Annotated in this window: 19 protein-coding genes and 2 pseudogenes; 11 read left to right on the top strand and 10 right to left on the bottom strand. The window is 69.9% G+C overall.

From position 1 onward, the window contains the following. Positions 1 to 155 precede the first annotated feature (155 nt). Complete coding sequence (locus H9L09_RS01485; RefSeq protein ID WP_187579034.1) at positions 156 to 1,241, top strand: ScyD/ScyE family protein; 1,086 nt, start codon at positions 156 to 158, stop codon at positions 1,239 to 1,241. A 375-nt stretch (positions 1,242 to 1,616) separates the two neighbouring features. Next, complete coding sequence (locus tag H9L09_RS01480) at positions 1,617 to 2,720, top strand: ScyD/ScyE family protein (RefSeq protein WP_187579033.1); 1,104 nt, start codon at positions 1,617 to 1,619, stop codon at positions 2,718 to 2,720. 95 nt (positions 2,721 to 2,815) lie between these two features. Here the strand turns inward: H9L09_RS01480 and H9L09_RS01475 are convergent, their stop codons facing one another. After that, a complete protein-coding gene (locus H9L09_RS01475) occupies positions 2,816 to 3,016 on the bottom strand; it encodes a hypothetical protein (protein WP_187579032.1) in 201 nt (66 codons plus the stop codon). Between H9L09_RS01475 and H9L09_RS22590 the strand changes: the two are divergent. The 3 genes and pseudogenes from H9L09_RS22590 to H9L09_RS01465 all read left to right on the top strand — a co-directional run. Beyond that, positions 2,963 to 3,763, top strand: a pseudogene (locus H9L09_RS22590) (PfkB family carbohydrate kinase); the annotation flags it as partial. The gene H9L09_RS01475 and the pseudogene H9L09_RS22590 overlap by 54 nt on opposite strands. Positions 3,764 to 3,876: 113 nt before the next feature. Then, complete coding sequence (locus tag H9L09_RS22585) at positions 3,877 to 4,116, top strand: PfkB family carbohydrate kinase (RefSeq protein ID WP_343065173.1); 240 nt, start codon at positions 3,877 to 3,879, stop codon at positions 4,114 to 4,116. 24 nt (positions 4,117 to 4,140) lie between these two features. Continuing rightward, positions 4,141 to 4,374, top strand: coding sequence for a sulfurtransferase TusA family protein (locus H9L09_RS01465; protein ID WP_187579031.1), 234 nt, complete (start codon positions 4,141 to 4,143; stop codon positions 4,372 to 4,374). A 28-nt stretch (positions 4,375 to 4,402) separates the two neighbouring features. Here H9L09_RS01465 and H9L09_RS01460 read toward each other — a convergent pair whose 3' ends face one another. Beyond that, positions 4,403 to 5,536: a cysteine desulfurase family protein gene (locus H9L09_RS01460; RefSeq protein ID WP_187579030.1), complete on the bottom strand. Its 1,134-nt coding sequence runs from the start codon at positions 5,534 to 5,536 to the stop codon at positions 4,403 to 4,405. Between the two features lie 92 nt (positions 5,537 to 5,628). On the opposite strand from H9L09_RS01460, the gene ctaC reads away from it, so the two are divergent. The 6 genes and pseudogenes from ctaC to H9L09_RS01430 all read left to right on the top strand — a co-directional run bounded on the left by ctaC (position 5,629) and on the right by H9L09_RS01430 (position 11,167). Beyond that, entirely contained in the window at positions 5,629 to 6,531 is a 903-nt protein-coding gene (gene ctaC, locus H9L09_RS01455; RefSeq protein ID WP_246456199.1) for an aa3-type cytochrome oxidase subunit II, read from the top strand. Further along, positions 6,528 to 8,299 (top strand): annotated as a pseudogene (gene ctaD, locus H9L09_RS01450) (aa3-type cytochrome oxidase subunit I). The gene ctaC and the pseudogene ctaD overlap by 4 nt, the downstream one beginning before the upstream one ends. After that, positions 8,296 to 8,694 (top strand): cytochrome c oxidase subunit 4, encoded by a 399-nt coding sequence (locus H9L09_RS01445; RefSeq protein ID WP_187579029.1) that lies wholly within the window; start codon positions 8,296 to 8,298, stop codon positions 8,692 to 8,694. Before ctaD ends, H9L09_RS01445 begins: the two are co-directional and overlap by 4 nt. A 304-nt stretch (positions 8,695 to 8,998) precedes the next feature. Beyond that, complete coding sequence (locus tag H9L09_RS01440) at positions 8,999 to 10,177, top strand: L,D-transpeptidase (RefSeq protein WP_246456198.1); 1,179 nt, start codon at positions 8,999 to 9,001, stop codon at positions 10,175 to 10,177. A gap of 411 nt (positions 10,178 to 10,588) precedes the next feature. Then, entirely contained in the window at positions 10,589 to 10,843 is a 255-nt protein-coding gene (locus H9L09_RS01435; RefSeq protein ID WP_187579027.1) for a hypothetical protein, read from the top strand. 12 nt (positions 10,844 to 10,855) lie between these two features. Further along, complete coding sequence (locus H9L09_RS01430) at positions 10,856 to 11,167, top strand: hypothetical protein (RefSeq protein ID WP_187579026.1); 312 nt, start codon at positions 10,856 to 10,858, stop codon at positions 11,165 to 11,167. Positions 11,168 to 11,339: 172 nt separating this feature from the next. Here H9L09_RS01430 and H9L09_RS01425 read toward each other — a convergent pair whose 3' ends face one another. The 8 genes from H9L09_RS01425 to ctaE form a co-directional block, all read right to left on the bottom strand. Next, positions 11,340 to 11,516: a hypothetical protein gene (locus tag H9L09_RS01425; RefSeq protein WP_187579025.1), complete on the bottom strand. Its 177-nt coding sequence runs from the start codon at positions 11,514 to 11,516 to the stop codon at positions 11,340 to 11,342. A 205-nt stretch (positions 11,517 to 11,721) separates the two neighbouring features. Further along, complete coding sequence (locus H9L09_RS01420; RefSeq protein WP_187579024.1) at positions 11,722 to 12,207, bottom strand: hypothetical protein; 486 nt, start codon at positions 12,205 to 12,207, stop codon at positions 11,722 to 11,724. 122 nt (positions 12,208 to 12,329) lie between these two features. Continuing rightward, positions 12,330 to 12,560: a LexA family protein gene (locus H9L09_RS01415; protein ID WP_187579023.1), complete on the bottom strand. Its 231-nt coding sequence runs from the start codon at positions 12,558 to 12,560 to the stop codon at positions 12,330 to 12,332. 80 nt (positions 12,561 to 12,640) lie between these two features. Next, complete coding sequence (locus H9L09_RS01410) at positions 12,641 to 13,567, bottom strand: hypothetical protein (protein ID WP_187579022.1); 927 nt, start codon at positions 13,565 to 13,567, stop codon at positions 12,641 to 12,643. 338 nt (positions 13,568 to 13,905) lie between these two features. Continuing rightward, a complete protein-coding gene (qcrB, locus tag H9L09_RS01405; RefSeq protein ID WP_187579021.1) occupies positions 13,906 to 15,681 on the bottom strand; it encodes a cytochrome bc1 complex cytochrome b subunit in 1,776 nt (591 codons plus the stop codon). 3 nt (positions 15,682 to 15,684) lie between these two features. Next, positions 15,685 to 16,692 carry a cytochrome bc1 complex Rieske iron-sulfur subunit gene (gene qcrA, locus H9L09_RS01400; RefSeq protein WP_187580595.1) on the bottom strand — a complete coding sequence of 336 codons (1,008 nt, stop codon included), beginning with the start codon at positions 16,690 to 16,692 and terminating at the stop codon, positions 15,685 to 15,687. Positions 16,693 to 16,730: 38 nt separating this feature from the next. Next, positions 16,731 to 17,525, bottom strand: coding sequence for a cytochrome bc1 complex diheme cytochrome c subunit (gene qcrC, locus H9L09_RS01395; RefSeq protein ID WP_187580594.1), 795 nt, complete (start codon positions 17,523 to 17,525; stop codon positions 16,731 to 16,733). Positions 17,526 to 17,636: 111 nt separating this feature from the next. Further along, positions 17,637 to 18,278, bottom strand: a complete 642-nt coding sequence (gene ctaE / locus H9L09_RS01390; protein WP_484549416.1) for an aa3-type cytochrome oxidase subunit III — start codon at positions 18,276 to 18,278, stop codon at positions 17,637 to 17,639. Between the last annotated feature and the right edge of the window lie 92 nt (positions 18,279 to 18,370).

Below are 18,370 nucleotides of genomic sequence, written 5' to 3'. Positions count from 1 at the left end.
TGGTGACTAACCGCTCGGACTAGTCATACCGGTTGATTGAGATGATCCGGACAGGTCATGGCGACGCGCCGTGGGCACCCGGTTGGCTGGGTGCTCGTCTGCGGGGCGGAGCCGGGGGGCCGCCCCGCTCCGTCTGCTCTGGAGGGGCTTCATCCATGATCCGTTCACGTCCATTCGCACTCGCCTGCGCCGGCCTGGTCTCGGTCGCCATGGCCGGGACCGCGACCGCCACCGTCGGGGCCTCGGCGGCCGAGTCCGGCGCCACCGCGGCCCGCGTCGGCGGCCTCAACGGCCCGCGCGGCTTCGACATCGGCGCCAGCGGCCTGACCGTCGTCGCCGAGGCCGACGGCACCATCAGCAAGGCGTTCCGGTTCGGCGACCGGCGCGGCACCACCAAGAAGATCGCCTCGGTCGGGCCCGAGTTCCTGGCGCCCTCGGTCGCGGTCGGTCCGGACGACTCGGTGTGGGTGCTCACCGTCGGCGGCGAGTCGTCGAGCTCGGGCACGCTGTTCCGCAAGGCGCCCGGCCGGCCGCTGGAGAAGGTCCGCAACATCTCCGCCTGGGTGGCCAAGCACCACCCCGACCCCTACGACCTCGAGAAGGCGCCGACCGAGAGCAACCCGTACGGCGTCGCGGTCGGCCGGGACGGCAACGCCTACGTCGCCGACGCCGCCAACAACGCGGTGCTCCGGGTCAGCAAGGCCGGCAAGGTGGCGGTGGTCGCGGAGGTCAAGCCGCGCAAGGTCGAGCTCCCCGAGCCGGCCACCCGCGCCGCCTCGGTGCCCAGCGAGGCGGTCACCACCGCGGTCACCGTCGGGCCGGACGGCTCGGTCTACATCGGTGAGCTGCGGGGCGGGCCGGCCTTCCCCGGCGACTCCCAGGTGTGGCGGGTCCGTCCCGGCGCCACCGGGGCCGTGTGCCGCCCGGCCAGGCCGGACACCGGAGCCTGCAAGCGGTACGCCGACGGGCTGACCTCGATCGTCGACCTCGACACAGGTCGCGGCGGATCGCTCTACGTCGCCGAGCTGTCCAAGATGGGCTGGATGTCGATGGAGAGCGAGACCCCGCCGCCCGGCTCCGAGATCGGCGCGGTGATCCGGATCAGCCACGACCGCACCATCCGTCGCGAGCTCGGCGAGGGCAAGGTGATCATGCCGGGCAGCGTCGCGGTCGGTCGCGCCGGGAACGTCTTCGTCAGCGGCCCGATCTTCGGTCCCGGGTCGATCTTCCGGGTCCGCTGAGCCACGCACCGGCCCTCCCGGTCGCCCGCTGACCTCGGTCGCGGCCCGGGAGGGCCGGTGCGTTCGCAGCCGGGAGAGCAGGTTGGGCCCGGGCAGCCGCCCGCCACGCTCAGCCGCCCGGTCGCGGCGCCCATCCTGCTCTCCGAGATGCGAGCGGGAGCGGGAGCGGGAGCACCGACGGTGGGTGACCGCACGGGCGGGCGGTGCGGGCCCGTTCGTCGCGTTCCGGGGCGATGCCGCGGTTGCATGACCCGTCGGACCGGGCCGCAACGGGCGCCGTCCGGGCCATTGATCGGTACCCGGTCCGGGCGATTCGCTGGTCGGGACGGCGTGGAGGGTTCCCCCTCCACGGAAGCTGCTCGACCGGGAGTCACCATGAGACGAACACGAATCCTTGCGCTGCTCTCCGCCGGACTGGTCGCTACCTCGGTGGCGGGTCTCAGCGCCGTCGGCGCCGCGTCCGGAGTCGAGGCGAACGCCGCGGCACGCGCCGCGATCCCGGACCGGATCGACGGGCTGAACGGTCCGCGGGGCCTGGACATCGCGGCCACCGGCCGCGCGGCCGTCGCCGAGACCGGCGGCGCGATCAGCCTGATCGTTCGCTCCGGCCCTGCCGCCGGCACGCTGCGCCACCTCGGCCACGTGCCCACCGACTTCCCGGCCGCGGTGGCGATGGGACGGCGCGGCTCGGTGTGGGCGCTGACGACCGGGCACGAGGGGAAGGGATCGGCGACGCTGTTCCGCTTCGACCGGGACGGCACGCGGCACAAAGTGGCGAACCTGGCGCGGTGGGCAAGCCACCATCCGGACCCGTTCGACCTCGAGAACGAGCCGACGGACAGCAACCCCTTCGGCCTGGCCCCCGGCCCGCACGGCTCGATGCTGGTCGCCGACGCCGGCGCCAACGCGGTCACCCAGGTCTGGCCGAGCGGCAGGATCGAGCTGGTGGCCCGCGTGCAGCCCCGGGTGGTCCGCGTCCCCGAGGCGATCCAGACCGCCCAGAACCTGCCGGCCAAGGTGCCGGCCGAGGCGGTCACCACGTCGGTGGCGATGGGGGCGCACGGCGCGGTCTACATCGGCGAGCTGCGCGGCTTCCCGGGCACCCCGAAGACCTCCGAGGTGTGGCGGGTCCGGCCCGGTGCCCGCGGCGTGGTCTGCCGGCCGGCCGCCCCGTTCAGCGGTCCCTGCAAGCGGGCCGCCGACCGGCTCACCTCGGTGGTCAGCCTCGACCTGCGCAGTGACGGCGCGCTCTACGTCGCGGAGCTGTCCAAGCTGAGCTGGGTGGCGATCGAGTCCAAGCCGCCGGTGCCCGGCGCCGACATCGGGGCCGTGATCCGGATCAGCCCGGACCGCACGAACCGCCGCGAGCTCAAGCCCGGTCAGGTGCACCTGCCCGGTGAGGTGGCCGTCGACAGCACCGGCAGGGCCTACGTCAGCGGTCCGATCTTCGGGCCCGGCTCGGTCTTCCGGGTGGACTGAGCCTCGCCGCCGTCAGGTGGCGGCCGCGCAGACACAACGGAGGCTCCGCACCGGTCGGTGCGGAGCCCTCCGCCTGCGAGGGGGCGGCCGGGGCCTCAGTCCAGGTGGAGGTGCAGGGCCGTGGCGAGCCGGGCCGCCGCCTCGCTGATCTCGAGCGTCGGCTTGACCACCTCGCGCGGGTAGTCCTCGAACCGGATGCTCGGGGCCGGCCGGAGCAGCGCGGTCACGACGCGGCAGTCCGCATGCATCTGCTCGGGGGTCGCGGCATCGTCGTACGCCAGACGCTGGTAGGTCATGACTCCACCGTAGGGATTACCGGCGGGTACTCCGACCCGCCGTCACCGGTAGTCTGCGCGTGTCCAGACAATCGGCCTCCCAGGACTGGGGGGCGCCCGTGTGAGGATCCCCCCGTGTCACTGCTCGTCACCGGCTCCATCGCCACCGACCACCTGATGTCGTTCCCCGGCAAGTTCGCCGACTCCCTGGTCGTCGAGCAGCTCGACAAGCTGTCGGTCTCGTTCCTGGTCGACGACCTCGAGGTACGCCGCGGCGGGTGCGCGGCCAACATCGCCTTCGGCCTGGGCAACCTGGGCCTGCGGCCGGTGCTCGTCGGCGCGGTCGGCGAGGACTTCGTCGACTACCGCGCCTGGCTGGAGCGCCACCACGTCGACTGCGAGTCGGTGCACGTCTCGGACTCCAAGCACACCGCCCGGTTCGTCTGCACCACCGACGCCGACATGGCGCAGTTCGCCTCCTTCTACGCCGGCGCGATGACCGAGGCCCGCGAGATCGAGCTGAAGCCGATCGCCGACCGGGTCGGCGAGGTCACCTACGTGCTGGTCGGCCCGAACGACCCCGACGCGATGCTGCGGCACACCCAGGAGTGCCGCGACCGCGGCTACCGGTTCATCGCCGACCCGAGCCAGCAGCTGGCCTTCGGCGACGGCGAGCTGATCCGGGACCTGATCGACGGCGCGACGATCCTGTTCGCCAACGAGTACGAGTCCGCGCTGATCGAGAAGAAGACCGGCTGGACGCCCGAGGAGATCCTCGAGCGGGTCGGCACCAAGGTCGTCACCCTCGGCGCCGCCGGCGTGCGGGTCGAGCGGGTGGGGAGGAGTCGATCTTCGTCAAGGCGGTCCCCGAGATCCGCAAGGTGGAGCCGACCGGCGTCGGCGACGCGTTCCGGGCCGGCTTCCTGGCCGCGCTGGAGTGGGGCCTCTCCCTGGAGCGGGCCGCGCAGGTCGGCTGCCTGCTCGCGGTGTACGTCGTCGAGCGGATCGGCACCCAGGAGTACGTTCTGCACCAGGAGGCGTTCGTCCGCCGCTGCGCCGAGACCTACGGCGAGCAGGCCGCCGCCGAGGTCGCCGCGCACGTGAAGACCCCGCGTCCCTGAGCCACGGCCGCAGACCGGTGTGAGATGGACGTCGACGTCGAGCTCGACTGCCGGGGGATGCGCTGCCCGCTGCCGGTGATCCGGCTGGCGAACAACATCGGCGACGTCCCGGTCGGGTCCACCCTCGGGGTGGTCGCCGACGACCCGGCCGCCCGGCCCGACGTGCCCGCCTGGTGCCGGATGCGCGAGCAGGAGTACGTCGGCGAGGACACCGCCGCCGACGGCACCCCGCGGTACGTCGTCCGCCGGCTGCGCTGAGCGGCCGGAGCGCGCCGAGCCGGGCGGGTCAGGGCCGGAGCGCGGCGACCAAGCCGGGCAGCACGTCGAGGAACGAGTCCACGTCGGCCTCGGTGCTGTCCCGGCCGACCGAGACCCGGATGTTGCCGTGGGTCAGCGCGCCCATCGCGGCCAGCACGTGCGAGGGGGTCAGCGCCGAGGCGCTGCAGGCCGACCCCGAGGAGACCCCGAACCCGCGCCGGTCCAGCTCGCGGACCAGCGCCTCGCCCTCGACGTAGAGGCAGGAGAACGTCACCACGTGCGGCAGCCGGTCCACCGGGTCGCCGACCACGTCGACGTCGGGGACCTCCGCTGCCACCCGGCCCCGGATCCGGTCGACCAGGGCCGCCTGCCGGGCGTTGGTCTGCTCGCGCTCGGCCAGCACCGCCTGGAGCGCGGCGGCCGAGGCCAGCGCGGCCGGCACGTTCTCGAAGCCGGCGACCCGCGGGTCGGTCCGGTCGTCGGTGGGGAACGGGGCCCGCCACCGGGCGCCCTTGCGGACCAGCAGCAGGCCGATGCCGGCCGGGCCGCCCCACTTGTGCGCCGACGCGGCCGCCACCGACCAGCCGGGCGGCAGGTCCAGCCGGCCGGCCGAGGCGGCCGCGTCCACGAACAGCGGCACGTCACGCTCGGCGGCCGCCTCGGCGATCGCGGCGACCGGCTGGGTGGTGCCGACCTCGAGGTTGGCCGACTGCACCGCGAGCACCCCGGTCGGCTGCTCGTCCAGGACGGCGGCGACGGCGGCGGGGGAGACCCGGCCCTGCGCGTCGACACCGACCACGCCCGTCGTACCGCCGTGCTCGGCCTCCCACCAGGTCGCCGCCGCGAAGACCGCGGAGTGCTCGACCGCCGAGTGCACCAGCCGCCGCGAGGTCCGGGCCCGGCCGCGGAGCAGCCCGAGCACCCCGAGATGGACCGCCGTGGTGCCCGAGGAGGTGAAGCTGACCTCATCGGGACGGACCCCCAGAAGTCCGGCGGTGACCTCCCGGGCGTTGTCGAGCAGCAGCCGGGCCGTCCGGCCCGGGCCGTGCAGCCGGACCGGGTCGGCGTACCCCTGCTCCAGGCACGCCAGCAGGGTCTCGCGGGCGGCGGGATGCAGCGGCTCGGAGGAGGCGCTGTCGAGGTAGCCGCGTGGAGAGGTCACACCGTGAAACTACCGGCCGACCTGACCACGGATCGCCGCAAGCGCAGTAGTAGGGTTCTGCCTGTCCGCCGCACTGAGAGAGAGGCTCGTTCGTGGGTCTGCAACTCCCCCCGCGCCTGAGGAAGGTCACCCTGCTGACGGTCGCGTCAGCGGGGCTCCTGCTGCTGGGTGCCTGCTCGGCCGATGACCAGGCTCAGATCAAGCGGTTCGCCCTGCCTGAGCCGGCGACCGATCGGGCCCAGCACGTCTATGACCTGTGGCACGGGGCGTGGATCGCGGCGCTCATCATCGGCGTCCTGGTCTGGGGCCTCATCCTGTACGCCGCGTTCGCCTTCCGGCGGCGCAGCGACGACGAGGTCCCGGTGCAGACGCGCTACAACCTGCCGATCGAGATCCTCTACACGATCGCGCCGATCATCATCGTGCTGGTGCTCTTCTACTTCACGGTGACCGTGCAGAACCAGGTGCTCGCACCGGCGGCCAGCGAGAACGGCAAGGACGTCTCGGGGGACCACCAGATCGAGGTCGTCGGCTACCAGTGGTCGTGGTCGTTCAACTACCTCAAGGACGACGCCCTCGACGGCTCCACCAACGTCTTCACCGCGGGCACCACCGGCGACCGGCCGACGCTCGTGCTCCCGGTCGGCGAGAGCATCGACGTCACGTTGGTCTCGCCCGACGTCATCCACTCCTTCTGGGTGCCGGCGTTCCTGTTCAAGATGGACGTCGTCCCCGGACGCCACAACAGCTTCACCTTCACCCCCACCGAGAAGGGCACCTTCGACGGCCGGTGTGCCGAGCTCTGCGGCACCTACCACTCGCGGATGCTCTTCGACGTGAAGGTGGTCAGCCCCGAAGACTTCGCCACCTACCTGAAGTCCCTCGAGGACCAGGGCAACGTGGGCATCGCCCGCGGTGGTGAGAACGTCGACACGAAGGTCGGACTGGAGCCGAAGTCCCAGGCCGACGCCACCACGACGGAGGACGCACAGTGAGCGCCACCGCAGCCCGCACGACAGCGGCCGGAGCCGTGACCCGGCCCCGGACCCTGGGCCAGAACATCGTCCGGATCGCCACCACGACGGACCACAAGCTGATCGGCAAGCTCTACCTGACGACGTCGTTCGTGTGGTTCCTCATCGGCGGCATCATGGCGCTGATGATCCGCAGCGAGCTGGCCTTCCCCGGCAACCAGGTGGTCAGCGACGAGGTCTACAACCAGCTGTTCACGATGCACGGCACGATCATGCTGCTGCTGTTCGCGACGCCGCTGTTCTTCGGCTTCGCCAACGTGATCATGCCGCTGCAGATCGGCTCGCCGGACGTGGCGTTCCCCCGGCTGAACATGTTCAGCTACTGGCTGTTCCTCTTCGGCGGCCTGATCGCGGCGTTCGGGTTCCTGACCCCGAGGGCGCCGCCGACTTCGGCTGGTACGCCTACACGCCGCTGTCCAACGAGGTCCGCTCGCCCGGTGTCGGCGGCGACCTGTGGATCATGGGCCTGTGGATGGCCGGCCTCGGCACGATCCTCGGTGCGGTCAACTTCATCACCACGATCATCTGCATGCGCGCCCCCGGCATGACCATGTTCCGGATGCCGATCTTCGTCTGGAACACGCTGGTCACCAGCCTGCTGGTGCTGATCGCGTTCCCGATCCTGGCCGGCGCGCTGCTCTCCCTGGAGGCCGACAGACAGCTCGGGGCGCATGTCTTCGACGCCGCCAACGGCGGGCCGATCCTCTGGCAGCACCTGTTCTGGTTCTTCGGCCACCCCGAGGTGTACATCATCGCGCTGCCGTTCTTCGGCATCATCACCGAGATCCTCCCGGTGTTCAGCCGCAAGCCGGTCTTCGGCTACGTCGGCCTGGTCGCGGCCACGATCTCGATCGCGGTGCTCTCCGCCGCGGTGTGGGCCCACCACATGTTCGTCACCGGCGCGGTCGACCTGCCGTTCTTCTCCGGCATGACGTTCCTGATCGCGGTGCCCACCGGAGTGAAGTTCTTCAACTGGATCGGCACGATGTGGGGCGGGTCCATCTCGTTCGACACCCCGATGCTGTGGTCGATCGGCTTCCTGGTGACCTTCCTGTTCGGTGGCCTGACCGGTGTCATCCTGGCCAGCCCGCCGCTGGACTTCCACCTCAACGACTCCTACTTCGTGGTGGCGCACTTCCACTACGTGGTGTTCGGCACCGTGGTGTTCGCGATGTTCGCCGGCTTCTACTACTGGTGGCCCAAGTTCACCGGCAAGATGCTCGACGAGCGGCTCGGCAAGATCCACTTCTGGCTGCTGTTCATCGGCTTCCACACGACGTTCCTGGTGCAGCACTGGCTCGGCGTCGAGGGCATGCCGCGTCGCTACGCCGACTACCTCGCCTCCGACGGCTTCACCACGCTGAACCAGGTGTCCACCGTCGGCGCGTTCCTGCTCGGCGCCTCCACGCTGCCGTTCCTGCTCAACGTCTACCGCTCCGCCCGCGGCCCGATGGTCGAGCGGGACGACCCGTGGGGCTGGGGCCGGTCGCTGGAGTGGGCAACCTCGAGCCCGCCGCCGCGGCACAACTTCGTGTCGATCCCGCGGATCCGCTCGGAGTCGCCCGCGTTCGACCTCCACCACCCGGAGATCGCCGCCATGGAGATGGAGCACAACCCCGCCCTGGGCGAGCACAACGGTGTGGACGCGCCGAACGTCGAGGGTCGCAACGAGCACCTGCAGGCGAACATGGGCTCCGACGAGTCGTACAAGGATGGTGACCCCCGATGAAGGCCGAGGCATGGCTCTTCGCGATCTGCTCGGTCTTCTTCGGGCTGGTGGCCCCGGCCTACTGGTTCATCACCTATGACTGGACCGGCGCGTCGGCCCTGACGATGACGTTCCTGCTGATGCTGCTGGTGACCTTCTACCTGTGGGCGCACGCCCGCCGGATGGAGCCCCGCCCGGAGGACCGGCAGGACTCCGAGATCGCGGACGGCGCCGGTGAGCTGGGCTTCTTCCCCCCGCACTCCTGGTGGCCGCTGTGGTGCGCCGCCACCCTGGGCGTGATCGTCTTCGGCACCGCCATGGCGCAGTGGTGGATGGTGATCATGGGCTTCGGGCTCGGTGCGATCGCGATGTGCGGCTGGATCTACGAGTACTACCGCGGCGAGCACGCCCACTGACGGGTCCGGGGAGCGGCTGTCTGGACCGGTCCCTGGCGGCTCAGGGCCGGTGTCCGCGCCGCCCCGGCGGGGGCGGCGCGCCGTACCTCGGGAGCAGCGTCGTACGCCTGCAGTTCACCGCATCGTGACGCCAACGTGACGGTTCCCACCGGTCGGGAATGCGGGATGGGCGATCAGCGGTTGTTACTCTGAAGAGCGCCCAGACGTTGCTCGATGAGGGGAATTCATGCTTTATCGCCACGGAAGATCCGCGCGTGCCCATGCACGCCGTCGTGCTGTCCTTGCCGGAGCTGCCGTCCTGTCGGTGGCACTGGCCGGCTGCACCGCGGCCGCTGACAGCGACGGTCCGGCCGCGGCCGGGTCCCCGAGCGCAGGGCAGTCGGAGTCCGCGGCGTCCCCCGAGGCCCCCGCGGTCTCGGTCGCGTCCATCAGCGACAACCTGCCCGCCGGCGAGGCGGGCGTGCCCGTCGACCAGCAGGTCAAGCTGACCGCCGACCAGGGCACCTTCCAGAGCGTCGAGGTGACGTTCGGCGCGAAGAAGGAGAAGCTCGCCGGCGAGCTGTCCGAGGGCGACCGGGTCTGGACCTCCACCGACCGTCTCGAGCCGGGCCTGCTCTACACCGTCCGCTCCGTCGCCGTCGACGCCGACGGCCTCACCAAGCGCGACAAGACCTCGTTCCGGACCGAGGACCTCAGCCTCGACCAGCAGACCTACCCGAGCATCGCGCCGCTGGGCGGCGAGACTGTCGGGGTCGGCATGCCGGTGATCGTCAGGTTCGACGTGCCGGTCACCGACCGCGCCTCGATCGAGAAGCACCTCAGCGTCTCCTCCTCCCCGGCGCAGGTCGGCGCGTGGCACTGGATCAGCGACAACGAGGTGCACTGGCGCCCGAAGACCTACTGGAAGCCCGGCACCGACGTCCGCGTCACCGCCGACATCAACAGCATCCCGGCCGGCAACGGCATCTACGGGCAGCTGAGCCGGAGCACCTCCTTCCACGTCGGCGACGCGATGGTCAGCAAGATCGACGTCGCCGCCCACCAGATGCGGGTCTTCCGCAACGGGGAGCTGCTGCGCACCATCCCGATCAGCGCCGGCAAGCCCGGGTTCACCACCCGCTCGGGCACCAAGGTCATCATCGAGAAGTTCCGCAGCAAGCGGATGGACGCCGCGACGACCGGCATCTCCCCGGACAACCCGGAGTACTACAACCTCTCCAACGTCGAGTACGCCATGCGGGTCACCTACTCCGGTGAGTTCCTGCATGCGGCCCCGTGGTCGGTCGGGTCCCAGGGCAACGCCAACGTCAGCCACGGCTGCGTCGGGATGAGCACCGCCGATGCCGGCTGGCTGTTCAACCTGACCAAGCGCGGCGACGTCGTCGAGGTCACCGGCACCGACCGGGAGATGACGCTGACCAACGGCTACGGCGACTGGAACGAGACCTTCCAGGAGTACCGCCAGGGCTCCGCGCTCAGCTGACCTGCGTTTCGATCCACCCGTTTAGTCCCGCCCCGCCGCTTAGTCCCGCCCCGCCGCCGAAATCGCGCACAGCCGCGATTCTGGCGGTGGGGCGGTGTCGTTCCGCGGCCGTTTTCGAGCACAGCCGCGGTTGCGGCGGTGGGGCGGTAGCGTACGGGGCCGGTTTCGAGCACAGCCGTGAATCGGGCGGCCACACGACGCCGTGCCGCGGCCGATTCCGCGCACAGCTGCGCTGGTGGTGCGGCGTCAGTCCACCGGGAAGTACGGACGCCAGTCGTCCTTCAGCCGACGCGGTACGCGCCCACCTCGGACGATGAGCGCCTGCCGGACGCGGCGCAGGGTCTTCTCCGGCTCCCGGTAGGTTCCGAGCAGCCCACCGCACCTCCCCCGCGGCCGTACCACCGCTGGCGGATGAACGAGGACCCCAATTTCAATGTCCTGATGGGCGACTACTGTCTCGCCTGCGGCGTGAAGCGATTCCCTCCCCGCGACCAGCCGCTCCAGATCGCCAGGGCGCAGGCGTCCTGCCCTTGGGAGGCAACCCGCGACCTGGGGCTCTGCGAGCACACCGTGGTGAGTAACGGGCAGCCGGGACTCTGCGACCGGCCGATCGTCAACCCCATCATCGAGGTGTGCGACCGTCCCGGCGACCACGAGGCGGACTGAAGGAAGAAGGTCGTGTACAGAGACAAGGACCCGGACCGGGAGCGGCTGATCGAGGTGCTGGCCGAGGTGCACGGCTTCACGCTGCCGCTGCGCACGTTCCAGCAGATGGCGATGGAGCAGATCTTCCACCGCGAGCTCGACGCCATCCTCCCTGCCGGCTGGAAGCCCGACCTGGCCTCGCTGCAGATGCAGTACGACTCGTCCCAGGCTGCGCTGCGCGAGGTGATGACTCGAGCAGACGGCCCAGCGGTACCTGCAGGCGCTGATCCTCGGCGCGGCCACGGTCCGCGTCCACGTAGACGACCTTGCCGTCCGGGTTCTTGACCCACCACTGCTGGGTCCCGAGCCGTTCTCGACAATGAACTTCACTTCTGCTTTTTCCTGATCTGGATTTGAACCTTAAGACGCCGGGGACGCCGACGGGCCTCGGGAGTGAGATTCCACTTCCCGAGGCCCGTCAGGCACTTCCGGCACGTGCACCCAGGTGGGTGCAGGGTCATTCGTACTCCTCGGCGTCGCCGCGCGTCGCGAGTTTGGTGACCTCGCTGACACCGGTCGACTGTTCCATGCGGTCGGTGAGCCGATGCATGTCGTCGAGGGCGGACTCCAGCCCGTAGAGGTCGTCGTTGGTGCTGGCGTCGAAGCCGTCGGACATGATGTCCAGCATGTCCATCGAGTACTCCAACGCAACTTGACAGTCCTTGGCGTGGTTCCCGATGACAGGTGCGTCGGCGGCGATCCGTGAGAGCCCGAACCCTGCCGCCACGCCTACAACGGCAGCGACCGGGACCGCCACGCCGAGGCCGATGAGCAGGCCGGTGCGGGCCTTCGGCTGGCGCGGCGGCGTCGGCTGCGACGGGGAGGCGTCCAGTTGCTCATCAGAACGCGTTGAGGATCTCGTAGTCGGTGAACTTGCGGAAGTCGTCCAGGCTGGAGCACTCCAGCGTGGTGGTCTCACCGGGACGGACGGTCTGGCCGATGCAGTCGAACGTGGTCACGAGGTCGTTGCCGTTGGTGAGGCGGATCTCCAGCCACGGGTCGTCCTCGGAATCGCTGGTGTTCTGCACGCGCAGGTCGACGGACTTGAACATGCCGTACTCCTGGCCGAACTTCGGCTTGTTGAGGATCGTCCAGTTGCCGACGGTGTTGCCCGCGGGCTTGGACTCCTCGGCGGCGGGCTCCTCCTTGGCCGGCTCCTTGGTGTCGCCGGCGTCCTCCGTGGCGGGCTCAGCGGTGTCCTCGTTGGTGCCGGAGATCGACTCCTCGTCAGCGCTGGTGGAGTCGCTACCGCCGCCGGAGATCGCGCCGATGACGATGATGAGCAGGAACACGGCCCCGAGGCCGATCAGAAGCTTCTTGAACATGGGTGGGTACCCCCCGGTTGATGTGGTGATGGGATGGGTGCGGCGCTGGGACGACGGCAAGGACATTAGCCGTCGTACTTTTACTTTTGTGCGATATTACGGAAAGTGATGCAAACCGTGCATCACAGGGCAAGGCGCAGGGTACGGGGACCGGAGCCCTCGGTCACCCTGCCCTCGGCGATGAGCGACTTCAGATGCCGCCTCACCGTGCTCTCCCCGAGGCCGGTGGCCTCGGCCAACTCCCCGCGGGTGGGGGAGTATCCGTGCTCGGCGGTGTACCGCTCGATGGCCTCGCACAGGGCGTCCAGGGCCGCGGTCTTCTCACGCTGCTGGACCCAGTTGTTGTCGGCCATGGCCTGATCCTAGCCAGCGAGGTCGTGGTACCGGGCGATTCCGGCCTGGGTGGCGGGACGGCCCGTCCGGGTCCGTGTCATCAGCCCTGGTCCATCAACAACCGCTCGGTGTCGGCCAGCCCGCCGACTACCTGCAGCCGGTCCTCCATGGCCTTCACGCCGGCCGTGCCGTCGAAGTCCTGGATCCCGCGGGAGAAGACCTTGGTGAGCATCCAGCCGTGGTAGTCGAGCCACTCGTCGCGGTCGACGTCGTTCTCGTGCTGCTTGTCGTCGTCGCGGTGGTGCCGCCCGTCGTACTCCACCGCGAGCTGCAGCTCCGGATAGCTCAGGTCGAGCCGGTAGCGGACCCGGCCGTCGTCGTACAGCAGCTTGAAGTTCACCCGCGGCTCGGGCAGCCCCGCGAGCACCAGGAGCATCCGCAGCCGGCTCTCCATGGGCGAGTCGACCTCCGCACGGACGTACGTCGCTGCCCGGCGCGCGGCCCGGGCATGAGGATCGTGGCTGACCGCCATCGCGTCGACGAGCTCCTGCCTGCTGACCAGCCCGAGCCGGACCATCGCGTCACCGACCACGACGAGCTCCACCAGGTTCAGCAGTCCGGCCAGCTCGAGGAACAGGTCCAACGGCCGACTGACCGGCAGGCCCGCGACGAGGCAGGCGCGGCTCAGCTCGGCGGCCAGGTGGGGGACCACCTCGCGTCGGGCGCGACGGTCCTGACGTCGGCGTACGGTCACGTGCTCGTCGGTGCACCGCGCCGGCACCGGTAGGCGGTAGACCCGCGCCGCGCTCGCATGGCTCGCCCAGGCGCCGTCCGGGTGGACGAGCAGCGCGGCCTCGATGCGTTCCCGGGCACGCACCGGGACCCGGGCGGCGATGTACACGCCGTGGAGGATGCGCCGGAACAGCGGCCCGCGCAGCGTGGACCGGGTGAGACCCGCGGCGAGTCCCGCAGCCACGGTGAACGGGCGGTTGGTGTCGAGGGCGGCGTCCTTCAGCGCGATGCTCATCTCGGGAGCGTGCCGGATTTCCGGGTACGACGTCGGCCGCTGTCCACAGCCCCGCGACGGCTGCAGGAAGTCGGGCGGCAGCGACCCGGGTCCAGAAGCGCGGCTGTGCTCGATTTCGGCGGCGGGTGGCGCGGGTTGGGCGGCCGGAACTACGGCTGTGCTCGGCTTCGGCGGCCGGCAGGACGGGTCGGGCGGCCGGAACAGCGGCTGTGCTCGATTTCGGCGGCGGCGGCGGTGGTGGCGGCGGTGTCTCGGGCCGCGGGCGGCGTACGACGTGCTGAGGCCCCCGCAGCAGGACGCTGCGGGGGCCTCGAGGAGCTGGAGCGGGGGAGCCGGAGCTAGTGCTGCCGGAGCTCCTCGCCCTCGGTCGAGTGCCGACCGTCGAACTGGTGCCCGTCGGCGGGGCGGCCGTCGAGCTCGTACTCGCCGGTGTAGTCGCCGACGATGTGCTGGTGCCCGTCCTCCGCGGCTGCCAGCTCGTGCGCGGCGTGTTGCTGCGCCTCCTCGAGCTGCGCTGCGGTCGGCTTCTGGACATTGTGCGAGAACCAGAAGTGGTTGAGCTTGACCCGGAGGCGGCGCAGCTGGACCTTGCGGTTGGCCACGCCGTTCTCGTCGGCCGCCGTCGGCAGCTCCATGATCGGGTCCCGGTCCCGGGCGGTGAGGGTGTAGGCCTCGTCGACCGAGATGGGGGAGTGCTTCTCGGCGTAGGCGCCCTCGGGGGAGCGCATGATCACGCCGGTCTCGTAGCCGTGCAGCAGCATGGCCTCGTCGGCGCGCTGGAGCGAGATGCACCAGCGACGCGTGATGATGAACGCCAGCACCGGGCCGACGAACACCGCGACGCGCATGAACCAGGTGATGTAGTTCAGGTTCAGGTTGAACAGCACCGCGAGGATGTCGTTGCCGCCGGCCATCCAGAGCAGGCCGATGAAGGTCATCAGCGCGACCATGGTGGCCGTCCGGTTCGGGGCGTTGCGCGGCCGCTGGAGCAGGTGGTGCTCCCGCTTGTCGCCGGTGATCCACTGCTCGATGAAGGGCAGCACGAGCAGGATCGTGAACATCACGCCGGGCAGCACGATGATCGGCAGGAAGACGTTCCAGCTCAGCGTGAAGCCGAAGAGGTGGGTCTCCCAGCCCGGCATGATGCGCAGCGCGCCGTCGGGCCAGCCCATGTACCAGTCCGGCTGGGAGCCGGCGGTCACCTGGGAGGGGTCGTAGGGGCCGTAGCGCCAGATCGGGTTGATGGTGAGCAGGCCACCCATCAGCGCGGTGAGGCCGAAGACGATGAAGAAGAAGCCACCGGCCTTCGCGGCGTAGATCGGCAGCAGCGGGTAGCCGACCACGTTCTCGTTGGTCCGGCCGGGGCCGGGCCACTGGGTGTGCTTGTGGAAGACCAGCAGCAGCATGTGCGCGCCGATCAGCGCCAGCAGGACGCCTGGGATCAGCAGCACGTGGGCGGTGTAGAGCCGCGAGATGATCGCGTCGCCGGGGAACTCGCCGCCGAAGAGGAAGAACGACATGTAGGTGCCGACGACGGGCATCGACTTCATGAAGCCGTCCGCGGCCCGGATGCCGGTGCCCGAGAGCAGGTCGTCGGGCAGCGAGTAGCCGGTGAAGCCCTCGAGCGAGCCGAGCAGCAGCAGCAGGCACCCGATCACCCAGTTGAGCTCACGCGGCTTGCGGAACGCGCCGGTGAAGAACACCCGCATCATGTGCACGAACATCGCGGCGATGAACAGCATCGCCGACCAGTGGTGGATCTGCCGCATCAGCAGGCCGCCGCGCACGTCGAAGGAGATGTGCAGCGTGGAGGCGTAGGCCTCCGACATCTGCATGCCGCGCAGTTGGTCGTAGGGGCCGTTGTAGACGACCTCGGACATGCTCGGCTTGAACCAGAGGGTCAGGAAGGTGCCGGTGAGCAGCAGGATCACGAAGCTCCACAGCGCGATCTCGCCGAGCATGAAGGACCAGTGGTCCGGGAAGACCTTGCGGATCTGCTTCTTGGCCAGCGTGGCCAGGCCGAGCCGCTCGTCCAGCCAGGTGGCGGTGCTGCCGACCGGGTTGCCCTTCTTGGCCCTGGCGGCCGTCTTGCCGTTGGACGTCGCATAGCTCATCGATCACTCACCACGTTCCCAGTAGCTGGGGCCGACCGGCTCCAAGAAGTCGCTCTGGGCGACGATGTAACCCTCGTCGTCCAGCATGAGGGGCAGCTGGGGGAGTGGCCGGGCCGCCGGCCCGAAGACCACCTTGCCGTTGTCCGCCAGGTCGAAGGTCGACTGGTGGCACGGGCAGAGCAGGTGGTGGGTCTGTTGCTCCCACAGGGAGATCGGGCACCCGACGTGGGTGCAGATCTTGGAGTAGCACAGGATGCCGTCGATGCCCCAGTTCTCGCGCTCCTTGGTGGGCGTGATCTCGTCGGGCCGCATCCGGACCATGATGACCGCGGCCTTGGCCTTCGCCTGGAGCAGCTCGGTGCCCTCGAAGAGCGGCTCGCCCTCCTCGTTCTCCTGGAAGAACAGACCGGGCTCACCGTTGACCAGCTGGCCGATGACCACGTCGGAGGGCTTGATCGGGATGCCGGAGACGTCGTTGACGACCCGGACGCCCTTGGCCCACACGGTCTTGGACAGCTTGTCGCCGGGCAGCGGGCCGAGGTCGCGCAGCGCGACGATCGCGGGGAGGCCGAGGGCGGCCAGCGCACCGATCATCGAGTTGCGGATGAGGGGGCGCCGGCCGATGCCGGAGTCGCTGACGCCGGCGTTGAACGAGGCGATGGCCTGCTCGCGGTCGCTCTCGGGGGAGGCGGCGGGGTGCCGCATCTCGACGATCTCGACGTCGCTCATCAGCTTGCGGGCCCACTGGATGGCGGCGATGCCGATCAGCAGCAGCGCCATGCCGAGGGTGAGCCCGAGGGTGACGGTGGAGGCGCCGAAGCCGAGGATCGAGTCCCAGTCGTCGCCGATGTCGAAGACGAAGTAGCAGACCACGAACAGGACGGCGAAGACGCTCGAGAGGCCGAACATCGTGGCGATCTGCCGCTCGGCGCGCTTCGCGGCGGCCTCTTCGACGTCGGTGGGGCGTGGCTCGTGCTCGTGAAGCCCCGGGTTCGGGATCGGCTCGTCCATCGGCTCCCGCCGGACGAGGTCCCGGGAGTGCTCGTCGCTCACGCCTTGGTTCCCTTCTTCGAACGCACGGAGTGCGAGGCGATCCAGACCGCGAAGCCGACGCAGGCACCGATGCCGACCAGCCAGGCGAAGGCACCCTCGGCCACCGGGCCGTAGTTGCCGAGGCTGGCGCCGCCGTAGTTCGGGGTCTCGTCGAAGCTCTTGAGGTAGGCGATGATGTCGCGCTTCTCGTCAGGCTTCAGGACGCCGTCGGAGAAGACCGGCATCTGCTGCGGGCCGGTGATCAGGGCCTCGTAGATGTGCTTGGGGGTGACGCCGTTGAGGCTGGGGGCGTACTTGCCCTGGGGCAGCGCGCCGCCGGAGCCGGCGAAGTTGTGGCAGGCCGTGCAGTTGGTGCGGAAGAACTGGCCGCCGCGGACGATCGAGTCGTTGAGCTCGTCCTCGGGGATCGTGCTCGGGTCGTAGGCGCTCTGCTGCGGGACGGCCGGGCCGGGGCCCAGGGAGGCGACGTACGCCGCCAGCGCCTCGATCTCGGCGGGGGAGTAGGTCACGTCCTTGACCGGAGCCTGCTGGCCGGGACGGGCCATCGGCATCCGGCCGGTGCCGACCTGGAAGTCGACGGCGGCCGCGCCCACGCCGGCGAGCGGCGGGCCGTAGATGGTGCCGTTCTGGGTGCTGACGCCCTCGCCGTTCTTGCCGTGGCAGGAGGCGCAGCCGACCAGGAACAGCTGGCGGCCCTGTTCGACCGTCGACTGGTCGGAGGCCTCGCTGGAGGCCTGCGCAGGGGAGAGGGCGGCGTACGCCCCGCCGGTCATGAGCAGTCCGAGAAGCATGACCACAGCACCGGCGTACCTGCTCCGGCGCCGGGCGGACAGCCGGCGTGAGAGCCGGTCGGTCAGGAGTCGCACGAATAGTCCTCGTATCTGGTTCTGGTGACTAGGTGACTACTTGATCAGGTAGATGGTCGCGAACAGACCGATCCACACCACGTCGACGAAGTGCCAGTAGTAGGACACGACGATCGCGCTGACGGCTTGCTCATGCGTGAACTTGCGGGCCATGAAGGTGCGGCCCAGGACGAGCAGGAAGGCGATGAGCCCACCGGTCACGTGCAGGCCGTGGAAGCCGGTGGTCAAGAAGAACATCGTGCCGTAGGCCGAGGACGGAATCGTGACGCCCTCGTGGATCAGCTCGGCGTACTCCAGCGCCTGGCCGCCGATGAAGAAGGCACCCATGACGTAGGTCAGCACGAACCACTCGCGCAGCCCCCAGCCCTTGACCTGGAACAGCCCGCCGCTGCGGCCGACCTGGCCGCGCTCGGCCGCGAAGACGCCGAGCTGGCAGGTCAGCGAGGACAGCACCAGCACCGTGGTGTTGACCGTCGCGAACGGCACGTTGAGCAGCTGGGTCTCCTGGCTCCACAGGCCGGGGGACACCGCGCGGATGGTGAAGTAGCTCGCGAACAGCGCCGCGAAGAACATCAGCTCACTGGAGAGCCAGATGATCGTTCCGACGCTGACCATGCTCGGTCGGTCGTGGTGCCCGTGGAGCCGGGATGCCGGGATCGCAGTCGCTGTCGTGGCCACCTCGCCATTATGTCGGGAACCTGGTGACAACGACATGGCGACCCCCCTAGTTCCGTGGTTGAAAACTTCACATCGGCTATTTACGGGGCTCT

This window comes from Nocardioides mesophilus (assembly GCF_014395785.1).
Taxonomy (GTDB): Bacteria; Actinomycetota; Actinomycetes; order Propionibacteriales; family Nocardioidaceae; genus Nocardioides_B; species Nocardioides_B mesophilus.
The sequence above is the reverse complement of the archived record's forward strand: the minus strand, read 5'-3'. Positions and strand labels throughout refer to the sequence as shown.

Bases quoted from the DNA above. Each gene is read 5' to 3' on its own strand.
- H9L09_RS01435 (WP_187579027.1), top strand. From the start codon at position 10,589: ATGAACGAGGACCCCAATTTCAATGTCCTGATGGGCGACTACTGTCTC.
- H9L09_RS01425 (WP_187579025.1), bottom strand. From the start codon at position 11,516: ATGGACATGCTGGACATCATGTCCGACGGCTTCGACGCCAGCACCAAC.
- H9L09_RS01415 (WP_187579023.1), bottom strand. From the start codon at position 12,560: ATGGCCGACAACAACTGGGTCCAGCAGCGTGAGAAGACCGCGGCCCTG.
- qcrB (WP_187579021.1), bottom strand. From the start codon at position 15,681: ATGAGCTATGCGACGTCCAACGGCAAGACGGCCGCCAGGGCCAAGAAG.
- H9L09_RS01445 (WP_187579029.1), top strand. From the start codon at position 8,296: ATGAAGGCCGAGGCATGGCTCTTCGCGATCTGCTCGGTCTTCTTCGGG.
- H9L09_RS01465 (WP_187579031.1), top strand. From the start codon at position 4,141: ATGGACGTCGACGTCGAGCTCGACTGCCGGGGGATGCGCTGCCCGCTG.
- H9L09_RS01480 (WP_187579033.1), top strand. From the start codon at position 1,617: ATGAGACGAACACGAATCCTTGCGCTGCTCTCCGCCGGACTGGTCGCT.
- qcrC (WP_187580594.1), bottom strand. From the start codon at position 17,525: ATGCTTCTCGGACTGCTCATGACCGGCGGGGCGTACGCCGCCCTCTCC.
- H9L09_RS01410 (WP_187579022.1), bottom strand. From the start codon at position 13,567: ATGAGCATCGCGCTGAAGGACGCCGCCCTCGACACCAACCGCCCGTTC.
- qcrA (WP_187580595.1), bottom strand. From the start codon at position 16,692: ATGGACGAGCCGATCCCGAACCCGGGGCTTCACGAGCACGAGCCACGC.
- H9L09_RS01485 (WP_187579034.1), top strand. From the start codon at position 156: ATGATCCGTTCACGTCCATTCGCACTCGCCTGCGCCGGCCTGGTCTCG.
- H9L09_RS01420 (WP_187579024.1), bottom strand. From the start codon at position 12,207: ATGTTCAAGAAGCTTCTGATCGGCCTCGGGGCCGTGTTCCTGCTCATC.
- H9L09_RS01475 (WP_187579032.1), bottom strand. From the start codon at position 3,016: ATGACCTACCAGCGTCTGGCGTACGACGATGCCGCGACCCCCGAGCAG.